Raw genomic sequence first — 20,229 nt, forward strand, 5'->3', positions numbered from 1 at the left:
TCACAGTCTCATGAGAATCGGAAAGAAGGGGACGCATGCGGACGCGGGTGCCTCTATGGCAACTCCGTTCACATCCGCCTACACACGGGGCAGGGACTCGCCCGCCTCGACGCCGATTCCGCCCTCGATGGCGAGGATGCGGTGCAGCCGGGTGGCGACGAGCAGCCGCTGCATGCGGTCGGGCACGCCGCGCAGGACGAGGCGGCGGCCGGTGCGGCCGGCGCGGCGGTGGGCGCCCATGATGACGCCGAGGCCGGTGGCGTCCCAGGAGTCCAGCTCGGTGAGGTCGAGGACGAGGTCACCACGGCCGGAGTCGAGGGCGGAGTGCAGGACCGTACGGGCGTCCGCCGCGCTGCGGACGTCGAGGCGGCCCCCGACGACCAGTTCGGCGTGGTCGCCCCTGATGTGCATATGCGCTCCCGGAGTGATGCCCGATGGTGCGTGATGACGGTGTGACGCTGCGGCCCGGTGTGGTTCTCAAGGCTCTGTGGTTACAAAGAACTGACTGCCTCTCACACGACAAGGTTGCCGCCTGTTGGCGAACCGATACCTAATTCACCCTGCAGGGTGAATTAGGTATCGGTTACCCGGTCGGTGGGGATTCAGTGCTGGTAAAAGCCCTGTCCACTCTTACGGCCCAGGTCACCCGCGTCCACCATGCGGCGCATGATCTCCGGCGGCGCGAACTTCTCGTCCTGGCACTCGGTGTAGATGTTCCCCGTGGCGTGCATCAGGATGTCGATGCCGGTCAGGTCGGCGGTGGCCAGCGGGCCCATCGCGTGGCCGAAGCCCAGCTTGCAGGCGATGTCGATGTCCTCGGCGGTGGCCACGCCCGACTCGTAGAGCTTCGCGGCCTCGACGACGAGGGCGGAGATCAGCCGCGTGGTGACGAAGCCGGCCACGTCGCGGTTGACGACGATGCAGGTCTTGCCGACGCCCTCGGCGAACTCACGGGCCTTGGCCAGCGTCTCGTCACTGGTCTTGTAGCCGCGCACCAGCTCGCACAGCTGCATCATCGGCACCGGCGAGAAGAAGTGCGCGCCGACGACGCGCTCGGGGCGCTGCGTGGCCGCCGCGATCTTGGTGATCGGGATGGCGGAGGTGTTCGAGGCGAGGACCGTCTCGTCCTTCACCAGGCCGTCCAGGGTGCGGAAGATGTCCCGCTTGGTGTCGATGTCCTCGAAGACGGCCTCGACCACGATGTCCGCATCGGCGGCGGCGTCCAGGTCGGTCGTGGTGGTGATGCGGGCGAGGGCCTGCTCGGCTGCGGCGGCCTCCAGCTTGCCCTTGGAGACGAACTTGTCGTACGAGGCCTTGATGCCGTCCGTACCGCGCTGCAGCGCCGCGTCGGTGACGTCCCGCAGCACGACGTCCCACCCGGCCTGGGCGGAGACCTGCGCGATCCCGGACCCCATCAGTCCGGCCCCGATGACGGCGAGCTTCTTGGCCACGGCTGTCCCCTTACTCCCTGTGCACATAGCTGTTCTCAACGCACTCTCTCGGCCGGACCTTAGCGCCCGGCGCGGCGCGGTTGGGCGGTTAGAGATGCGCGTCACGTCCCACATGACGGACATCACATCGAGACGCCCACTGGCCGGTCCCCACACTGCAGTTGGGCCCCTTCAGCCCCAGGCGTCACAGGGGTGGCGCGGTGCGTGGCGCGGTGCGTGGCGGTCTCGGCAGGCCACCGCCTCGTGGCTAGGCTCGTCCCCATGGTCAACCTGACGCGTATTTACACCCGCACCGGTGATACCGGCACCACCGCCCTCGGCGATATGAGCCGCACCGTCAAGACCGACACCCGCATCGCCGCCTACGCCGACACCAACGAGGCCAACGCCGCGATCGGGGTGGCGATCGCGCTCGGGCAGCTGCCCGAGGAGATCGTGAAGGTGCTCGTCCGCATCCAGAACGACCTCTTCGACGTCGGCGCCGACCTGGCGACGCCCGTGGCCGAGAACCCCAAGTACCCGCCGCTGCGCGTGGAGCAGTCCTACATCGACAAGCTGGAGGCGGACTGCGACCGCTTCCTGGAGGACCTGGAGAAACTGCGCAGCTTCATCCTGCCCGGGGGCACGCCGGGGGCGGCGCTGCTGCACCAGGCGTGCACGGTCGTACGCCGCGCGGAGCGCGCCACCTGGGCGGCGATGGAACTCCACGCGGACATCATGAACCCTCTGACGGCGACGTACCTGAACCGCCTCTCGGACCTGCTGTTCATCCTGGCGCGGACGGCGAACAAGGAAGTGGGGGACATCCTCTGGGTCCCCGGCGAGAACCGCTGAGTGCCGAGCAGGGTCAGCGCTTCAGTTCCTCCGTGCTGGGCGCCTCCTTCGGCTCCTCCGTGCTCGGCGCCTGCTTCGGCCAGATCGTGTAGCTCGCCGCGATGAGCAGGTTGATGCCGGCCACGATGAGCATCTTCGTCTGCCAGGCCCGCAGCGAGCTGATGTCACCCCCGTCCCCGACGTACCAGACCGCCGCCTGCAGGAGGCCGAGGGCGACCGCGCAGGACAGGATCCAGCGGGCGGCGGTCTTCCACTCGTGGGCGGTGCGGGCCGCCCCGTACTTCGGCGGCTTCACCGGCGGCGGGCCGCCCGCGAAGCGGTGGGCGAAGCGGGCGTCGACCCACTTGATCGTGGAGTGGCCGAGGCCGACGGAGTAGCCGATGTAGACGGCGGCCAGGCCGTGCTTCCAGTCGGCCTGTGCGCCGTTCCTCAGGTCGACCGCGGTGGCGATCAGCAGGACCAGCTCCAGCACGGGCTCCAGCAGCAGCACGGCGATCCCCGCCCGCGGCATCTTCGCCAGGTACCGCAGGCTCAGGCCGCCGGCCAGCAGCACCCAGAAGCCGACCTCGCAGACGACGATCAGCGTGACGATCACGGTTCTCTCCCTTCCCTCCCTTCCAGAGTCCCGGCCATGACCAGCACTTTCCTCGTCACGTACGACGATTCCGGACTGCATCCTTCGATGTAGCGCGCAGCCCGCAGTCCCCTCCCGCAGCCCGTCCCCGCGGCCCCCGCCCCGTGCTGTGATGTACGCATGCCCGTCCGCCTCCCCCGCCGCCCCGACCGCGACGCCGTCCTCATCGCGGCCACAGGCCTCGGGGGCGGTCTGGCGCTGTGGTTCCTCGGCCTGCACAACAGCCCGCCGCCGGCCGCGGTGCCCGGCTGGCTGTCCCTGGTCGCGCTGGTCGTCATGTGCGGCGCCGAGCTGCTGCGGCGCAGCGCCCCGCTGACGGCCCTCGCCGTCGGCACGCTCACGCTCGCGCTCGACATCTTCACGGGCTCGCTCGTCGCGACGATCGCCATGTACACGGACATCGTCTACGCGGCGGTGCTCTACGGCCGCCCGTCCGTCGCCTCGCGCATCCCCCGCGTCAGCGAGGTGCTGACGGTGCTGGGGACGCTGCTGGCGGTGGCGGTGCTCCGCAAGCCGGAGGCGCTGCTGATCGGCTTCGGCTTCGGGGTGCTGATCGTCGCTCCGGCGTGGACCGGCGCGGGCATCCGCCGGCACCGCGACGACGCGCGCTCGGCCCGGCTGGAGGCCGAGCGGACCGCGCTGCTGGCCGAGATGGACCGGCGCGAGGCCGTGGGTGCCGAGCGCGCCCGGATGGCGCGCGAGCTGCACGACATGGTCGCGGGCCATCTGTCGGCGATCGCGATCCACTCCACCGCGGCGCTGTCGATCGGGGAGGCGAAGGCGTCGGAGGAGGCGCTCGCCGTGATCCGGGAGAACAGCGTGCAGGGCCTGGCCGAAATGCGCCGCCTCATCGGGCTGCTGCGGCAGGCGGGCGGCGAGGAGGAGCCCGCGGCGACCCCGCGGCTCGACGGCGTGGACGCCCTGCTCGCCCACGCCCGCACGGCCGTCCGCGACGAACGCTTCCGCTTCGTCCTGGACGACGGGCGGGGGCCGGGGCCGCTCCCGGCGCCGATCGAGCTCGCGGCGTACCGCATCGTCCAGGAGTCGCTGACCAACGCGGTCAAGCACGCGGCCCCGGGCGAGGTGACGGTGCGTCTGGCGCGCGAGGACGGCAGGCGGCTGGTGGTGGAGGTGACCAGCGCGTGCGGCGCGGGCCCGGTGCCCCGGGCGCCGGGCGCCGGGGCGGGGCTGGTCGGCATGGGTGAGCGGGTGGCCCTGCTGGGCGGGGAGTTCGGGGCGGGCCCGGTGGCGGGCCCGGACGGCAAGTGCTGGCGCGTACGGGCGCTGTTGCCCGTACCGGAGGAAGGAACACCGTGACCACCACACCCGCCGGAGAAGACCGGGGCGTCCGCGTTCTCGTGGCCGAGGACCAGGCGTCCGTACGCTCGGGGCTGGTGCTCATCCTGCGCTCGGCGCCGGGCATCGAGGTCGTCGGGGAGGCGGCCGACGGCGAGGAGGCCGTCCGGCTGGCCCGCGAACTGCGCCCGGACCTGGTGCTGATGGACGTGCAGATGCCGCGCCTGGACGGGGTGTCGGCGACCCGGCAGGTGGTCGCCGAGCGACTCGCCGACGTCCTGGTGCTGACCACCTTCGACCTGGACGAGTACGTCTTCGGGGCGCTGCGCGCGGGCGCGGCGGGCTTCCTGCTCAAGGACAGCGACGCCGCCGGTCTCATCGCGGCGGTGCGGACGGTGGCGGCCGGGGAGGGGCTGATCTCCCCGGCGGTGACGCGCCGCCTGATCGCGGAGTTCGCGCGCCCGGCGCACGGCCGGGCGCCGGGCGCCGAGGAGCCCGCGGCGCTGGAGTCGCTGACCCGCCGCGAGCGCGAGGTGCTGGTGGCGCTGGGCGAGGGGCTGTCGAACGCGGAGGTCGCGGGCCGCCTGGGCATGGCCGAGGCGACGGTGAAGACGCACGTCAGCAGGTTGCTGGGCAAGCTGGAGCTGCGCAGCAGGGTGCAAGCGGCGGTGCTGGCCCGGGAGTGGGGGCTGGTCCAGTCCTCTTGACCATTGGTACGGACCTTTCTACGCTCCCCGAGCAGCTGTGCACCCCCCACCTGTCCGCACCTCTCTGCGAGGAGCACCCCCTTGAGCACAGGAACCGGCACAGGAGCCGGCACAGGAACCTCAGGAAGCATCGGCCGCACCTTACGAAGAGCGGTGGCCGCCCTGGCCACGCTCGCACTGCCCGCCGCCGGGCTCGTCGGCCTCGCGGCCGCCCCGGCCCACGCCGCCCCCTCCGCGACGGCGGCATTCGTCAAGACATCCGACTGGGGAACGGGCTTCCAGGCGCAGTGGACCGTCAAGAACACCGGTACGACCACCATCAGCGCCTGGACCGTCGAGTGGGACTTCCCCTCCACCACCACGGTCGGCGCCTACTGGGACGCCCTGCTCACCGGCTCGGGCTCCCACTACACCGCCAAGAACCGCGAGTACAACGGCACCATCGCCCCCGGCGCCAGCGTCACCTTCGGCTTCGTCGGCTCCGGCAACGGCGACCCCACGGGCTGCAGGCTCGACGGCGGGCCCTGCGACGGCTCCTCCGCGGACACCCCGCCCAGCGCCCCCGGGCAGCCCTCCTCCACCGGCGTCACGGCCGACAGCATCACACTGACCTGGGCGGCCGCCACGGACGACAAGGGCGTCAAGAACTACGACGTCTACCGCGGCGACAGCGTCGTCGGCACGGTCACCGGCACCTCCTTCACCGACACCGGCCTCAGCGCCGACACCGACTACGCGTACAAGGTCGTCGCCCGCGACTCCGCCGGCCAGACGGGCCCGGCGAGCCCCTCCGCCACCCTCCGCACGGGCAGCGGCGGCGGCACCGACAAGCCGCCCTCCGCCCCCGGCACCCCTCAGGCGACCGCGGTCACCGACACCTCCGTCACCCTGAAGTGGCCCGCCGCCACGGACGACAAGGGCATCAAGAACTACGACGTCTACCGCGGCACCGTGAAGGCCGCCACGGTGGGCAAGCTCGCCTACACGGACACCGGTCTCACCGCGGGCACCGACTACACCTACACCGTCGTCGCCCGGGACACCGCGGGACAGACCGGCAAGGCCAGCCCGCCGCTGACCGTCCGCACGACGGGCGGCGGTCAGCCGCAGCCGGGCACGGGTTACGCCAAGGTCGGCTACTTCGTGCAGTGGGGCATCTACGGCCGCGGCTACACCGTGAAGTCACTGGAGAACACGGGCGCCGCCGCCAAGCTCACCCACATCAACTACTCCTTCTCCAACATCCACCCCACCGACCTCACATGCCTCAACGGCGTCACCAAGGCCACCACTCCCAACCCCCAGGACCCCAGCCAGGGTGACGGCGCGGGCGACTCCTGGGCCGACTACGAGAAGGGCTTCGGTGCCGGCGAGTCCGTCGACGGCGTCGGCGACACCTGGGACCAGAAGCTGGCCGGCAACTTCAACCAGCTGAAGAAGCTCAAGGCCAAGCACCCCGGCCTCAAGATCAATATGTCGATCGGCGGCTGGACGTACAGCAAGTACTTCTCGGACGTCGCCAGGACGGACGCCTCCCGGCAGAAGTTCGTGAAGTCCTGCATCGACATGTACATCAAGGGCGACCTGCCGGTGACCAACGGCCGCGGCGGCCCCGGCACCGCCGCCGGGATCTTCGACGGCTTCGACATCGACTGGGAGTGGCCGGGCTCCGAGGGCCACGCCGGCAACCACGTCTCCAAGGACGACAAGGCCAACAACACCCTGCTCTTCGCCGAGTTCCGCCGGCAGCTCGACACCCTGAGCGCGACGACCGGCAAGAAGTACCTGCTCACGGCCTTCACCCCGGCCGACCCGGCGAAGATCGAGGCCGGCTGGGACATCACCACCAAGGACGGCACGCCCAGCGTCTTCGACTACATGGACTTCGCCAACGTCCAGGGCTACGACTTCCACGGCTCAGGCAGCGACAACAGCTGGGAGCCCAACCGCACGGGCCACCAGGGGAACCTCTACCAGGACGCCAAGGACCCGTACGCGACGAAGTTCAGCGTCGACAAGACCGTGCAGGCCTATCTCGACGCAGGGGTCGACCCGAAGAAGGTCGTCCTCGGGTTGGCCTTCTACGGCCGCGGCTGGCAGCAGGTCGCCGACGGCGGCGAGCGCGGCGTCTGGCAGACGGCGAACGGGGCGGCTCCCGGCCAGTTCCCGGAGGAGGCGGGGACGCGCGGCTACGACAACCTGATCGCGTCCGTCGCGGGCCTCACGGTCTACCACGACGAGCAGTCGGTCGCGACGTACGGGTATACCGGCAACAACGGCCAGTGGTGGACGTTCGACGACGTGTGGTCGATCAACAAGAAGACGGCCTGGCTCAAGCCGAAGGGCCTGGGCGGCGTGATGATCTGGGAGATGTCCGGGGACAGCGGCACGCTGATGACGGCTGTCGACAACGGCTTGCGTTCCTGACGAGCAAAAGCCGGCCGGGCTGGATATATCCAGCCCGGCCGGCTTTTGAGACCACAGGAAGCTAAGCCACATTCACCCGCTGGCCGGGAGGAGCGGCCTCCAGCCACGCCAGGAACCCGGTAAGAGCGTCCTCGCTCATCGCCAGCTCCAGCCGCGTCCCCTGATGCGAACAGATCAGCACGACGGCGTCGGACAGCAGGGCCAGTTCCTCGTCCCCCTGCGGCGACCGCCGCTCCAGCACCTCGATGGACGCGCGCTCCAGCAGCCTCCGCGGCCGCGGCGCGTACGAGAAGACCCGGAACCACTCGATCCGGTCACTGTTGTAGCGGGCGACGCCGTACACCCAGCCCTTGCCGTCCGGCGTGGGGTCCTTCTCCGGGACGTTCCAGCGCAGACTGCAGTCGAACGTACCGCCGGAGCGCTGGATCAGGCGCCTGCGCAGCCCGAAGACGAAGAGCCCCACCAGCACCAGCAGGACGACGACGCCGCTCACGAGCAGAGCGAGGACCATCTCCACCGACCTCCTCGCATCATCTAGAGCAACGGGCTTGTATTGCCTCAGCCGCGGACCGCCCTGGAGTGTTCCAGTGCGGTCCGCGGCTGAGGGACGAACTCAGTGGGCCGTGGGCTAGTGAACGCCCGCGACCGCACGCAGCCGGACATCGGCGCGACGCTCGGCGGCGGCGTCGGCCGCCGACTTGGCGCGCTCCAGCGCCCGCTCCGCACGCTTGACGTCGATCTCGTCGGCAAGCTCCGCGATCTCGGCGAGCAGCGAGAGCTTGTCGTCCGCGAACGAGATGAAACCGCCGTGCACCGCGGCGACGACATTGCCGTCGGCGGTCCTGATGGTCACCGGGCCGGACTCCAGCACACCGAGCAGCGGCTGGTGGCCGGGCATGACGCCGATGTCACCCGATGTGGTACGCGCGATGACCAGAGTGGCCTCGCCGGACCAGACGCTTCGGTCCGCCGCGACCAGCTCGACGTGCAGCTCAGCAGCCAACGTGGCTCCTCGGGTCTTCACCTGCCGGGCACGGCAGGTGTTGGGTCAAAGAATAGGGGACGTGGCTGCCGGGGGCGGGAGCGCCCCGCCCCCGGCAGCTGACGAGCACGGGGCTCAGGAGACGCCCAGCTCCTTGGCGTTCTTCTTCAGGTCCTCAAGGCCACCGCACATGAAGAAGGCCTGCTCGGGGAAGTGGTCGTACTCACCGTCGCAGATGGCGTTGAACGCCGCGATGGACTCGTCCAGCGGGACGTCGGAGCCGTCGACACCGGTGAACTGCTTCGCCGCGTGGGTGTTCTGCGACAGGAAGCGCTCGACACGACGGGCGCGGTGGACAACGAGCTTGTCCTCCTCGCCGAGCTCGTCGATACCGAGGATCGCGATGATGTCCTGGAGGTCCTTGTACTTCTGCAGGATGCCTCGGACCCGCATGGCGGTGTCGTAGTGGTCCTGCGCGACGTAGCGCGGGTCCAGGATGCGGGACGTCGAGTCCAGCGGGTCGACCGCCGGGTAGATGCCCTTCTCCGAGATCGGACGCGACAGAACGGTCGTGGCGTCCAGGTGGGCGAAGGTGGTCGCCGGGGCCGGGTCGGTCAGGTCGTCCGCGGGGACGTAGATCGCCTGCATCGAGGTGATCGAGTGACCACGGGTCGAGGTGATGCGCTCCTGCAGGATGCCCATCTCGTCCGCGAGGTTCGGCTGGTAACCCACCGCGGAGGGCATGCGGCCCAGCAGGGTGGAGACCTCGGAACCGGCCTGGGTGAAGCGGAAGATGTTGTCGATGAAGAACAGCACGTCCTGCTTCTGCACATCGCGGAAGTACTCCGCCATGGTCAGACCGGCCAGGGCCACGCGCAGACGGGTGCCCGGGGGCTCGTCCATCTGACCGAAGACCAGCGCGGTCTTGTCGAGAACGCCGGCCTCCTCCATCTCGACCATGAGGTCGTTGCCCTCACGGGTGCGCTCACCGACACCGGCGAAGACGGAAACGCCCTCGTGCAGCTTCGCCACACGCATGATCATTTCCTGGATCAGCACGGTCTTGCCGACACCGGCACCACCGAACAGACCGATCTTTCCACCCTTGACGTACGGGGTGAGAAGGTCGACGACCTTCAGGCCGGTCTCGAACATCTCGGTCTTGGACTCGAGCTGGTCGAAGGCCGGGGCCTTGCGGTGGATGGACCAGCGCTCGGCGTCGGCGACCGTGGACGGGTCCTCGTTGAGGACCTGGCCCAGGGTGTTGAACACCTTGCCCTTGGTCACGTCACCGACCGGGACGGTGATGCCCGTGCCGGTGTTGGTCACCGGGGCCTGGCGGACCAGACCGTCGGTGGGCTGCATGGAGATCGCGCGGACCAGGCCCTCGCCCAGGTGCTGGGCGACCTCGAGGGTCAGCGTCTTGCGAGCGCCCTCCTCGGCCGGGTCGTCGACCTCGACGTGCAGGGCGTTGTAGATCTCCGGCATCGCGTCGACGGGGAACTCCACGTCGACGACGGGGCCGATGACCCGCGCGACGCGGCCCGTGGCGGCGGCCGTCTCAACAGTGGTCGTCATTAGTTGTCACTCCCCGCGGTCGCGTCGGCCAGAGCGCTGGCGCCACCGACGATCTCGCTGATTTCCTGGGTGATTTCGGCCTGGCGGGCCGCATTGGCAAGCCGCGAGAGCGACTTGATGAGCTCTTCTGCGTTGTCGGTCGCGGACTTCATCGCACGGCGGCGGGCCGCGTGCTCGGAAGCCGCTGCCTGCAGCAGAGCGTTGTAGATCCGCGACTCCACGTACCGCGGCAGCAGGGCGTCGAGGACGCCCTCGGCCGACGGCTCGAAGTCGAACAGCGGAAGGATCCGGCCCGGCGCAGCAGCCTCCTGCTCCACCGGGGCCTTCTCCAGGCTCAGCGGCAGCAGGCGGTTGTCGACCGGCGTCTGCGTCATCATCGAGGCGAACTCGGTGAAGACGATGTGCAGCTCGTCCACGCCGCCCTCGGCGGTGTCCCGCTGAACGGCCTCGATCAGCGGACCCGCGATGCGCTTGGCATCGGCGTAGGCCGGGCTGTCGGTGAAGCCGGTCCAGGACTCCGCCACCGGGCGCTCACGGAAGCCGTAGTACGAGACGCCCTTGCGGCCGACGATGTACGTGACGACGTCCTTGCCCTCGGCCTTGAGCCGCTCGGTGAGCTGCTCAGCCGCCTTGATGGCGTTCGAGGAGTAGCCGCCGGCCAGACCGCGGTCGCTCGTGACGAGCAGCACCGCGGCCCGGACCGGGTTCTCCGCCTCGGTGGTCAGGGCGTGCTTGGTGGTGGAGCCGGTGGCAACCGCGGTCACTGCCCGGGTGAGCTCACTGGCGTACGGAGTCGATGCGGCCACCTGGCGCTGCGCCTTGACGATGCGCGAGGCGGCGATCATCTCCATCGCCTTGGTGATCTTCTTGGTCGCAGTGACGGACTTGATCCGTCGCTTGTAGACCCGGAGCTGGGCACCCATGCTCAGCCCTCGCCCAGCAGCTTGCCGTCCGCGGTCTCGAACTGCTGCTTGAAGGACGCGATCGCGTCGCCCACGGCCTGCAGCGTGTCGTCGGACATCTTGCCGCCCTCACGGATGGAGGTCATGAGGCCCTTGTGCTCGCGGTGCAGGAAGTCCAGCAGCTCGCGCTCGAAGCGGCGGATGTCCTCGACCGGGACGTCGTCCATCTTGCCGGTGGTGCCGGCCCAGATCGAGACGACCTGGTCCTCGGTGGAGTACGGGGCGTACTGGGCCTGCTTCAGCAGCTCGACCATGCGCTTACCGCGCTCCAGCGAGGCCTTCGAGGCCGCGTCCAGGTCGGAACCGAAGGCGGCGAACGCCTCCAGCTCACGGAACTGGGCGAGGTCCACGCGAAGCCGGCCGGAGACCTGCTTCATGGCCTTGTGCTGGGCGGAGCCACCGACACGCGAGACCGAGATACCGACGTTCAGGGCCGGGCGCTGGCCGGCGTTGAACAGGTCGGACTCCAGGAAGCACTGGCCGTCGGTGATGGAGATGACGTTGGTCGGGATGAACGCCGAGACGTCGTTGGCCTTGGTCTCGACGATCGGCAGACCGGTCATCGAGCCGGCACCCATCTCGTCGGAGAGCTTGGCGCAGCGCTCCAGCAGACGCGAGTGCAGGTAGAAGACGTCACCCGGGTAGGCCTCACGGCCCGGCGGGCGGCGCAGCAGCAGCGACACGGCGCGGTAGGCGTCGGCCTGCTTCGACAGGTCGTCGAAGACGATCAGGACGTGCTTGCCCTGGTACATCCAGTGCTGACCGATGGCCGAGCCGGTGTAGGGGGCGAGGAACTTGAAGCCCGCCGGGTCGGACGCGGGGGCCGCGACGATCGTCGTGTACTCCAGCGCACCGGCCTCCTCCAGCGCGGCGCGCACGGAGGCGATGGTGGAGCCCTTCTGGCCGATGGCGACGTAGATGCAGCGGACCTGCTTCTTCGGGTCGCCGGTGCGCCAGTTGTCACGCTGGTTGATGATCGTGTCGACGGCCAGCGCGGTCTTGCCGGTCTGGCGGTCGCCGATGACCAGCTGACGCTGACCGCGGCCGACCGGGGTCATCGCGTCGACGGCCTTGTAGCCGGTCTCCATCGGCTCGTGGACCGACTTGCGCTGCATGACCGTGGGGGCCTGCAGCTCGAGGGCGCGGCGGCCCTCGATGCCGGCGATCTCGCCGAGGCCGTCGATCGGGTTGCCCAGCGGGTCGACGACGCGGCCGAGGTAGCCCTCGCCGACCGCGACGGAGAGCACCTCACCGGTGCGCTGCACCGGCTGGCCCTCCTCGATGCCGCTGAACTCGCCGAGGACGACCGCACCGATCTCGCGCTCCTCGAGGTTGAGGGCGAGACCGAGGGTTCCGTCCTCGAACCGCAGCAGCTCGTTCGCCATGGCCGAGGGAAGGCCCTCGACCTTAGCGATGCCGTCGCCGGCAACGCTGACCGTACCGACCTCCTCGCGCGAGGCCGCGTCCGGCTTGTACGCCTGGACAAAGTTCTCCAGCGCGTCCCGGATCTCCTCCGGCCGGATCGTGAGCTCCGCCATCTGGGTTCCCTGCTCTCCTTGTTGGGCCCGAAGTATTTCTTCTCCGGAGGCTGGGTTCCGCAGCGGTGCTGCGGGCCCCCGGAGGACACCGTCGGCCCAACTCGGGCCGTCAGTCATGCTCTTGAGTTGGTGGCTGTCAGCCGGCCATCCGCCGGTCCGCCTCGGCGAGGCGGTCCGCGATGCTGCCGTTGATGACCTCGTCGCCGATCCGCACCTGCACACCGCCGATGAGCTCGGGGTCGATGTCCAGGTTGAGGTGGACACGGCGCCCGTACAGCTTGGCGAGCGCATCGCCGAGCCGCTGCTTCTGGGCGTCGCTCATCGGCACCGCGGACGTGACCACTGCGACCACACGGTCCCGGCGGTCCGCGGCCAGCTTGGAGAGGGCGTTGAGCCCCGCCTCCAGGCTACGGCCCCGCGGCTGTGCCACAAGACGGACGACGAGTCGCTCGGTGACCGGGTTGGCCCGGCCCCCCAGCAGCTCGCGCACCAGCGCGGCCTTGGCCGAGCGGTTCGCGACCTTGTCCGTCAGCGCGGCCCGCAGCTCGGAGCTGGAGGCGACGATGCGGCCGAAGCGGAACAGCTCGTCCTCGACGTCGTCCAGGACACCGGCGCGGTCGGCGGCGATGAACTCGGCGCCGGAGGCCAGCTCCTCGATCGCGTCCACCAGGTCGCGCGAGCGCGACCAGCGGGAACGGACCATCCCGGAGACCAGGTCGGCGCACTCGCCGCCCACCTGGCCGCCGAGCAGACGCCCGGCCAGCTGGGACTTGGCCTCACCCGACTGGGCGGGGTCGGTCAGGACCCGGCGCAGCGAGACCTCGCGGTCCAGCAGCGCGGTGACCGCGGCGAGGTCGTCGGCGAGCTTCGCCGCGTCCACGGAGGTGTTGTCCGCCAGCGCGTCGAGGCGCTCACGTGCGGAGGCCAGTGCCTCCCGGCTCGCGCCGCTCATCGGTTCGCCTCTGCCTTCGTCGCACCGGCCGCCGCCTTGGCCTCGAGGTCATCGAGGAAGCGGTCGATGGTCCGGCTCTGCCGGGCCGCGTCCGCGAGGGACTCGCCGACGATCCGGCCGGCCAGGTCGCCGGCGAGCTTGCCCACGTCCTGGCGGAGCGAGGCCGAAGCGGCCTTGCGGTCGGCCTCGATCTGGGCGTGGCCGGCAGCGATGATCTCCTCGCGCTGACGCTCACCCTCGGACCGCATCTCTGCGATCATCGACGCACCCTGCTCCTGCGCCTCCTGGCGCATGCGGGCGGCCTCATGGCGGGCGTCGGCGAGCTGGGCCCGGTAGTCCTCGAGCACCTGCTGCGCCTCGGCCTGGGCGGCCTCGGCCTTCTCCATGCCGCCTTCGATGGCCTCGCGGCGCTCGTCCAGAGTCGAGTTGATCTTCGGGAGGAGCTTCTTGCCGAGGAAGATGAAGACGATGGCGAAGGCGATCAGGCCGATGACGAGCTCTGGGAGCGGGGGCAGGAGCGGGTTTTCCAGCTCCCCCTCGCTCGCCAGGACTGCCAGGGGATTCACATCAATGCCTTCCGTCGAAAACAGTGGTCGTCAGGCTGTGATCAGGCGGACGGGTAGACGAACGGCATGACCAGACCGATCAGGGCGAGCGCCTCACAGAAGGCGAAGCCGAGGATCTGGTTGGCGCGGATCAGGCCGGCGGCCTCGGGCTGACGGGCCAGCGCCTGGGTGCCGTTACCGAAGACGATGCCGACGCCGACGCCGGGGCCGATCGCGGCCAGGCCGTAACCGATCGAGCCGAGGTTGCCCTTGATCTCGACACCAGCGGCGATGGTCTGGAGAGCAGCAGACATGCTCGTTCTTCCTTCTCTTTCACGGACCGGTGGGGGTTGGCCACCGGACGACTGTTGGTCTGGGGAGCGGGGGTGCTCAGTGGTGCTCTGCGAGCGCGCCCTGGACGTAGTTGGTGGCCAGCAGCACGAAGACGTAAGCCTGGACGGCCTGGATGAAGAGCTCGAAGGCGGTCATCACGACGGTCATCACGAAGGAGACACCGGCGTAGGCGAAGCCGATCCCGTTCAGCAGGTACCAGCTGGCGACGGTGAACATCAGGATCAGCAGGTGACCGGCGAACATATTGGCGAAGAGCCGCACCGCGTGGGTGAAGGGCCGGATGATCACGTTCGAGAAGAACTCGAGGACCACGGCGAGCGGGAGGATCGGGCCGAGCGACTTGTCGTAGCCGACGATGTTCTTCAGGCCGCCGACGAAACCGTGCTTCTTGAACGTCAGGTACATCCACAGGACGTAGACGATCAGGGCGAGCGCCGCCGGGAAGGCGATGATCGACGTCACCGGGAACTGGGCGACCGGAATGATCGACCAGAGGTTCATGATCCAGACGAAGAAGAACAGCGAGACCATGAAGGGGACGTACTTCTCGCCCTCCTTCTTGCCGAGCGAGTCGTAGACGATGCCGCGGCGCACGAAGTCGTAACCCGCCTCACCGACCATCTGCAGCTTGCCGGGGACCACCTTGGCCCGGCCGAAGGCCGCCCAGAAGAAGCCGATGACGATGACCGTGGTCAGCACGGCCAGCAGCATGGGCTTGTTGAACTCGATCCCACCGACGGTGAAGAGCGGCTCGAACAGGAACGAGTTGAGGCCTGGGGCCGGGAAGCCGCACCCATCGAAGATGTGGCAGTTGGTCTCGAAGGCGAGCATCTCGTTAGCACTCACCGCGAGCTCCTTCAGCGTGGCGCATAGGTACGGCAACCTCGTTGTGTCGGCACGGCGCGCAGCCGCGGAACGGCACTGGACTGGTCTTGCGGATGGGGGGGCAGGTGATCGGCGCGGGGCCGGTCGCGGGCATCAGCTGCATGGACTGCCGATTCCGGCCCGGAAAACTCGGGTGTTCAGCTGCCTGCGCCCACTGTGCCTCAGATGGCACCGGACGATAGCAGGTGAGCGCCGGCACCTTTATCGCGGCCCTACCGGTCACGTCGGAGACCCGGCGGGCGCGGACTTCTTCGCCTCAACGGATTCCGGATCGACATAAAGGATCTTGGCCTTCAGATACGCCCGGGTCTGCGCGGCGGTCCACACGAGGACCGCGCCGAGCAGCGCGAAAGCGAACGCCCGGGTGTTGAACAGCGACGTGTCCCGGAAGACCGCGAGAACGACCGCGGCGATCAGGAACTGTGTCACGTAGAGCACCAGACCCATGGCCTGGAACAGGTGCGGGAAGGACTTCGCCGTGCGCTGGAGAACGAACAGGCCCATGGCCATCACGCCGCCCGCCACCAGGGTGCCGACGACGGCGCCGAGCGCACCCTTGCCGCCGGCGAGCACACCGCTCACGGCGGCGGCGACGATGCCGGCCACGACGGTCGGGACGGCGCACTGCATGAGTGTTCGGGCGTCGTTGGACTGCATGAAGGGTTTCTCCGGCGATGAGGTCGGAAGCAACGATTCGTCGTGGACGAGCGTATCCCCGGAAATGCTCGCGGCTTTACGGCGGAGGACCGCCGCACTACGGTCCTTCGGCTCCAGCACCGGGTTTCGTGAACGGTATCACAAACTATTTGATGAGGTCTTTACCTACATCGTGTGCCGGACGTCACACGCAAGGGTCACGTCGCTGGTCAAGGCGCTGACGAGGGGTGGGTTCTCTGATAGAGAACCCACCCTTCAGCTGTTGCTGGTGATCCTCGTGAAGCGCGAGCGGTCGCCGATGGCGGTGGCGCCGTGGACACCGGCCGGCACGGGCTCGCGCTGCTCCCCGGGCTCCGCCGGCTCCTCGGCGGGCTCCGCCGCCCCGGCTGCTTCCGCCGCATCCAGAGCCCCGGCCGCCTCCGGCGCCGCGGCCGCGACCTTGCGGCGGCGGTAGCGCGGCGGCACGAACGCCTCGGCCCAGCGGGGGGCGCGCGGCTTGAAGCGCGGCAGCAGCAGGAGGACGAGGCCGGCCGCGCTCAGCGCGACGATCAGCAGCAGGATCCAGGTGCTCGCCGAGTGCACGGAGTAGGCGACCGTGCCGAAGGCGATGAGCCCGGACCAGAAGTACATGATCAGCACCGCACGGCTGTGCGAGTGGCCGATCTCCAGCAGCCGGTGGTGCAGGTGGCCGCGGTCCGCGGCGAACGGCGACTGCCCGTTCCAGGTGCGCCGCACGATGGCGAGCAGCAGGTCCGCGACGGGCACCGCGATCACGGTCAGCGGCAGCAGCAGCGGGATGTAGACCGGCACCGTGGCGTGCACGACCGCGCGCTCCGAACCGCCCGTGAAAGCGTTGAGCACATCGGGGTCGACCTGGCCGGTGATGGAGATGGCGCCCGCGGCGAGCACGAGGCCGATGAGCATCGAGCCCGAATCACCCATAAAGATACGTGCAGGGTGCATATTGTGCGGGAGGAATCCCAGGCACATGCCCATCAGGATCGCGGCGAACAGCGTCGCGGGCGCGGCCGCCTCCACGTTGTGGCCGAACCAGAGCCGGTAGGCGTAGAGGAAGAACGCGGCGGCGGCGATGCACACCATTCCGGAGGCCAGACCGTCCAGGCCGTCGACGAAATTGACCGCGTTGATGGTGATGACGACGAGGGCGACCGTCAGCAGCGTGCCCTGCATGGGGGTGAGCCCGACCGTGCCCACGCCGGGCACCGGGATCCACAGGATCGTCAGGCCCTGGAGCACCATCACACCGGCGGCGATCATCTGACCGCCCAGCTTGACCAGGGCGTCCACGCCCCACTTGTCGTCCAGCACGCCGAGGATCCAGATCAGCCCGGCGCCCGAGAGCAGCGCCCGCGGCTCGCTGTGCAGCTCGAAGACCTTGCCCAGGTTCGACAGGTGGGCGGCCACCAGCAGGCCCGCGCACAGGCCGCCGAACATCGCGATACCGCCGAGCCGCGGCGTCGGTTCCCGGTGTACGTCACGCGCGCGGATCTCCGGCATCGCGCCGGCCACGATCGCGAACTTCCGCACCGGTCCCGTCAGCAGATAGGTGACTGCCGCGGTGACGCACAGCGTCAGCAGGTATTCACGCACGGGCTGCCCCAGAGGTCGCGCTGGACATCACAGCCCCACACCATATTCGCGTCCGCCCCCGATCCGTGAATACAGCTGTAGACGTACGGCCACCCGCGATGGTTGCAGCCGTCAGATGTGCGCGGGATAAGGAGCGTAGAGCGGGAAGCTCCCCGCGAGCCGGGCGACCTCCCCGCGCAGGCCCCCGTCCTGCCCCGCGCCCCGCAGCACCGCCCCGATCAGCGCGCCGATCCGGGCCATCTCCGGCTCCCGCATGCCCTGTGTGGTGACGGCCGCGGTGCCCAGGCGCAGGCCGTGCGCCGTGCCGTGGGGCAGCCCGCAGACGTCCAGGACGATGCCGGCGGCCGCGAGCCTGCCGCGGGCCGTGGAGGCCTCCAGGGCGAGCCCGGAGACGTCGGTGGTGATGAGGTGCGTATCGGTGCCGCCCGTGGTCACAGCGAGGCCCTCAGCGGCCAGCGCGGCGGCAAGGGCGCGGGCGTTGGCCACCACCTGATGGGCGTACGCGGTGAAGGCCGGTGCCGCCGCCTCCCCGAAGGCCACCGCCTTCGCCGCGACGGTGTGCATCTGCGCGCCGCCCTGGGTGAAGGGGAAGACCGCGCGGTCGACCCGGCCCGCGAGCTCGCCGCGGCACAGGATCATGCCGCCGCGCGGGCCGCGCAGCACCTTGTGGGTGGTCGCGCACACCACGTCGGCGTACGGCACGGGGTTCGGCGCCGCTCCCCCGGCGACCAGGCCGATGGGGTGGGCGGCGTCCACGATCAGGAAGGCGCCGCTCTCGTCGGCGATCTCCCGGAAAGCCGCGTAGTCGATGTGGCGCGGATACGAGATCGAGCCGCAGACGATCGCCCTGGGCCGCAGCTCGCGGGCCAGCGCACGGACCTCGTCGTAGTCGATCAGGCCGGTGTCGCGGCGGACCCCGTAGCCGGTGAAGTCGAACCAGCGGCCGGAGAAGTTCGCGGGCGAGCCGTGCGTGAGGTGGCCGCCGTGCCGCAGGCCCATGGCCAGCACCTTGTCGCCCGGGCGCAGCAGGGCGGCGTAGGCGGCGAGCACCGCGGCGGAGCCGGAGTGGGGCTGGACGTTGGCGTGCTCGGCGCCGAAGAGGGCCTTGGCGCGGCCTGTGGCGGCGCGCTCGGCGAGGTCGACCAGCTCGCAGCCGCCGTGGTGGCGGGCGCCGGGATAGCCCTCGGCGTACTTGTTGGCCAGCGGGGAGCCGAGGGCCGCGAGGACGGCGGGCGAGGTGAAGTTCTCGGCGGCGATCAGCTGGAGGCCCGTGGACTGGCGTTCCAGCTCGGCGAGCACCAGGCCCGCCAGCTCCGGGTCCTGACGGCGCAGCGCGTCGAAGTCGGGACTCCAGTGGGTGTGGGGTGCTGCTGCGGTGACCGGCATGGCGCGCGCTCCGGACCTCGGTGGTGCACGGGACATCGGAAGATGCGGTGCGTGTCACCCAATGTAGGCCCGCGCCCGCGCCGGCGCAGGGCGGTCAGGACCCGGCGGTGCGCCCGGTGAGTGCGGTGAGGACCGGGTCGAGGGCCTGGTTGATCTCGTCGCCGATGGAGCGGAAGAAGGTGATCGGGGCGCCGTAGGGGTCGTGGACCTCGTCGGCCTCGGCGTTCGGGGCGAGCAGCCAGCCGCGCAGGGCGGCGGCGGCCTGCACCAGGGCGCGGGCCCGCTCGACCACGCCGCCGGCCCGCTCGGGGTCCGGGAGGGTCGCGGGGTCTATGGCCCGCACCAGCCGGGTGAACTCCTTCAGCGTGAAGGTGCGCAGCCCGGCCGAATGGCCCATGGAGATGACCTGGGCGCGGTGGTCGCGGGTGGCGGTCAGGACGAGGTCGGCGCGGATGACGTGCTCGTCGAGCAGCTCGCGGCCGGTGAACCCGTCGGGGTCGGCGCCGAGGTCGGCGAGGACCGTGGCGGCGTGCGCCTCCATCGGGGCCCCCTCGTGGCCCCAGGTGCCGGCGCTCTCCACCACCAGGCCGCCCGCGAAGGGGTCGCCGAGCCGGTCGGTGAGGGCATGGCGGGTCAGCCGCTCGGTGATGGGCGAGCGGCAGACGTTGCCGGTGCTGACGTGGAGGATGCGGAAGGTGTCGGCCTTGGCCGCCGTGTCCGGTCCCGCTATGCCACGCCCCTGCGGGGCGATCAATTCGCCACCTCGAGGTCGGGTACCACCTCGCGCAGCTGCTCGGCGCTGATCGCACCGGCGCGCAGCAGCACGGGCACCTTGCCGGTGACGTCCACGATGGAGGACGGCACGTCGGCGGGGGTCGGGCCGCCGTCGAGGTAGACGGAGACGGAGTCGCCGAGCATCTCCTGGGCGGCGTCGCAGTCCTGCGGCGCCGGGTGGCCGGTGAGGTTGGCGCTGGAGACGGCCATCGGGCCGAACTCGGTGAGCAGCTCGATGGCGACCGGGTGCAGCGGCATCCGGACGGCGACGGTGCCGCGGGTCTCGCCCAGGTCCCAGGTCAGGGACGGCTGGTGGTTGGCGACGAGGGTGAGCGCGCCGGGCCAGAAGGCGTCGACGAGCTCCCAGGCCTGCTCGGAGAAGTCCGTGACGAGGCCGTGCAGGGTGTTCGGGGAGCCGACGAGGACGGGCGAGGGCATGCCGCGGCCGCGGCCCTTGGCCTGCAGGAGATCGCCGACGGCCTCGCGGCTGAAGGCGTCCGCACCGATGCCGTACACGGTGTCGGTGGGCAGCACGACCAGCTCACCGCGGCGCACCGCGGCGACCGCCTCGCGCAGGCCGGTCTTGCGGTCGGTCGCGTCGCTGCAGTCGTATCGCCGTGCCATTAACGGACCTCCTCGTACGGGGCGAACAGGGC

General features: G+C 70.0%; 21 protein-coding genes. 4 read left to right on the plus strand and 17 right to left on the minus strand.

Annotation, left to right across the window (positions count from 1 at the left end; all coding sequences use genetic code 11):
* Positions 1 to 78 precede the first annotated feature (78 nt).
* Together IE241_RS14535 and IE241_RS14540 are read right to left on the minus strand one after the other, a co-directional pair.
* On the minus strand, positions 79 to 411 hold the full coding sequence (locus IE241_RS14535; protein WP_190022125.1) for an STAS domain-containing protein: 333 nt from the start codon (positions 409 to 411) through the stop codon (positions 79 to 81).
* A 191-nt stretch (positions 412 to 602) separates the two neighbouring features.
* Positions 603 to 1,451, minus strand: a complete 849-nt coding sequence (locus tag IE241_RS14540; protein WP_190022126.1) for a 3-hydroxyacyl-CoA dehydrogenase family protein — start codon at positions 1,449 to 1,451, stop codon at positions 603 to 605.
* 261 nt (positions 1,452 to 1,712) lie between these two features.
* On the opposite strand from IE241_RS14540, the gene IE241_RS14545 reads away from it, so the two are divergent.
* The gene (locus tag IE241_RS14545) at positions 1,713 to 2,285 is read left to right on the plus strand and encodes a cob(I)yrinic acid a,c-diamide adenosyltransferase (RefSeq protein WP_190022127.1); all 573 of its coding nucleotides are present in this window, start codon (positions 1,713 to 1,715) and stop codon (positions 2,283 to 2,285) included.
* 13 nt (positions 2,286 to 2,298) lie between these two features.
* On the opposite strand, the gene IE241_RS14550 is transcribed toward IE241_RS14545, so the two are convergent.
* Entirely contained in the window at positions 2,299 to 2,880 is a 582-nt protein-coding gene (locus IE241_RS14550; RefSeq protein ID WP_190022128.1) for a hypothetical protein, read from the minus strand.
* 159 nt (positions 2,881 to 3,039) lie between these two features.
* Here IE241_RS14550 and IE241_RS14555 point away from each other — a divergent pair, with 159 nt between their 5' ends.
* The 3 genes from IE241_RS14555 (at position 3,040) to IE241_RS14565 (ending at position 7,349) form a co-directional block, all read left to right on the plus strand.
* Positions 3,040 to 4,236, plus strand: coding sequence for a sensor histidine kinase (locus tag IE241_RS14555; protein ID WP_190022129.1), 1,197 nt, complete (start codon positions 3,040 to 3,042; stop codon positions 4,234 to 4,236).
* On the plus strand, positions 4,233 to 4,922 hold the full coding sequence (locus IE241_RS14560; protein WP_190022130.1) for a response regulator: 690 nt from the start codon (positions 4,233 to 4,235) through the stop codon (positions 4,920 to 4,922). Before IE241_RS14555 ends, IE241_RS14560 begins: the two co-directional genes overlap by 4 nt.
* An 81-nt stretch (positions 4,923 to 5,003) precedes the next feature.
* The gene (locus tag IE241_RS14565) at positions 5,004 to 7,349 is read left to right on the plus strand and encodes a glycosyl hydrolase family 18 protein (RefSeq protein WP_373300670.1); all 2,346 of its coding nucleotides are present in this window, start codon (positions 5,004 to 5,006) and stop codon (positions 7,347 to 7,349) included.
* 61 nt (positions 7,350 to 7,410) lie between these two features.
* Here IE241_RS14565 and IE241_RS14570 read toward each other — a convergent pair whose 3' ends face one another.
* The 14 genes from IE241_RS14570 to IE241_RS14635 form a co-directional block, all read right to left on the minus strand.
* Entirely contained in the window at positions 7,411 to 7,860 is a 450-nt protein-coding gene (locus IE241_RS14570) for a DUF2550 domain-containing protein (protein WP_190022131.1), read from the minus strand.
* Between the two features lie 117 nt (positions 7,861 to 7,977).
* Positions 7,978 to 8,352, minus strand: coding sequence for a F0F1 ATP synthase subunit epsilon (locus IE241_RS14575; RefSeq protein ID WP_058046298.1), 375 nt, complete (start codon positions 8,350 to 8,352; stop codon positions 7,978 to 7,980).
* Between the two features lie 114 nt (positions 8,353 to 8,466).
* Entirely contained in the window at positions 8,467 to 9,909 is a 1,443-nt protein-coding gene (gene atpD, locus IE241_RS14580; RefSeq protein ID WP_190022132.1) for a F0F1 ATP synthase subunit beta, read from the minus strand.
* Positions 9,909 to 10,832 carry a F0F1 ATP synthase subunit gamma gene (locus IE241_RS14585; RefSeq protein ID WP_190022133.1) on the minus strand — a complete coding sequence of 308 codons (924 nt, stop codon included), beginning with the start codon at positions 10,830 to 10,832 and terminating at the stop codon, positions 9,909 to 9,911. The genes atpD and IE241_RS14585 overlap by 1 nt, the downstream gene beginning before the upstream one ends.
* A gap of 2 nt (positions 10,833 to 10,834) precedes the next feature.
* On the minus strand, positions 10,835 to 12,409 hold the full coding sequence (atpA, locus tag IE241_RS14590; protein ID WP_030368001.1) for a F0F1 ATP synthase subunit alpha: 1,575 nt from the start codon (positions 12,407 to 12,409) through the stop codon (positions 10,835 to 10,837).
* A 136-nt stretch (positions 12,410 to 12,545) separates the two neighbouring features.
* The gene (locus IE241_RS14595; protein ID WP_190022134.1) at positions 12,546 to 13,361 is read right to left on the minus strand and encodes a F0F1 ATP synthase subunit delta; all 816 of its coding nucleotides are present in this window, start codon (positions 13,359 to 13,361) and stop codon (positions 12,546 to 12,548) included.
* Positions 13,358 to 13,927, minus strand: coding sequence for a F0F1 ATP synthase subunit B (locus IE241_RS14600; protein ID WP_190022135.1), 570 nt, complete (start codon positions 13,925 to 13,927; stop codon positions 13,358 to 13,360). The genes IE241_RS14595 and IE241_RS14600 overlap by 4 nt, the downstream gene beginning before the upstream one ends.
* A 41-nt stretch (positions 13,928 to 13,968) precedes the next feature.
* On the minus strand, positions 13,969 to 14,220 hold the full coding sequence (gene atpE, locus IE241_RS14605; RefSeq protein ID WP_087926250.1) for an ATP synthase F0 subunit C: 252 nt from the start codon (positions 14,218 to 14,220) through the stop codon (positions 13,969 to 13,971).
* A 76-nt stretch (positions 14,221 to 14,296) separates the two neighbouring features.
* On the minus strand, positions 14,297 to 15,091 hold the full coding sequence (atpB, locus tag IE241_RS14610) for a F0F1 ATP synthase subunit A (protein WP_190022216.1): 795 nt from the start codon (positions 15,089 to 15,091) through the stop codon (positions 14,297 to 14,299).
* Positions 15,092 to 15,364: 273 nt separating this feature from the next.
* On the minus strand, positions 15,365 to 15,802 hold the full coding sequence (locus IE241_RS14615) for a Cg1360 family ATP-synthase-associated protein (protein WP_190022217.1): 438 nt from the start codon (positions 15,800 to 15,802) through the stop codon (positions 15,365 to 15,367).
* Positions 15,803 to 16,057: 255 nt separating this feature from the next.
* A complete protein-coding gene (locus IE241_RS14620; protein ID WP_190022218.1) occupies positions 16,058 to 17,425 on the minus strand; it encodes an MraY family glycosyltransferase in 1,368 nt (455 codons plus the stop codon).
* 99 nt (positions 17,426 to 17,524) lie between these two features.
* On the minus strand, positions 17,525 to 18,799 hold the full coding sequence (gene glyA / locus IE241_RS14625) for a serine hydroxymethyltransferase (protein WP_229899239.1): 1,275 nt from the start codon (positions 18,797 to 18,799) through the stop codon (positions 17,525 to 17,527).
* 94 nt (positions 18,800 to 18,893) lie between these two features.
* Positions 18,894 to 19,553 carry an arsenate reductase/protein-tyrosine-phosphatase family protein gene (locus IE241_RS14630; protein WP_190022137.1) on the minus strand — a complete coding sequence of 220 codons (660 nt, stop codon included), beginning with the start codon at positions 19,551 to 19,553 and terminating at the stop codon, positions 18,894 to 18,896.
* Positions 19,550 to 20,197 carry an L-threonylcarbamoyladenylate synthase gene (locus IE241_RS14635; RefSeq protein ID WP_058046287.1) on the minus strand — a complete coding sequence of 216 codons (648 nt, stop codon included), beginning with the start codon at positions 20,195 to 20,197 and terminating at the stop codon, positions 19,550 to 19,552. The genes IE241_RS14630 and IE241_RS14635 overlap by 4 nt, the downstream gene beginning before the upstream one ends.
* Positions 20,198 to 20,229: the final 32 nt, after the last annotated feature.

The sequence above is a fragment of the Streptomyces hiroshimensis genome, assembly GCF_014650335.1.
In the GTDB taxonomy this organism is placed as follows: Bacteria; Actinomycetota; Actinomycetes; order Streptomycetales; family Streptomycetaceae; genus Streptomyces; species Streptomyces hiroshimensis.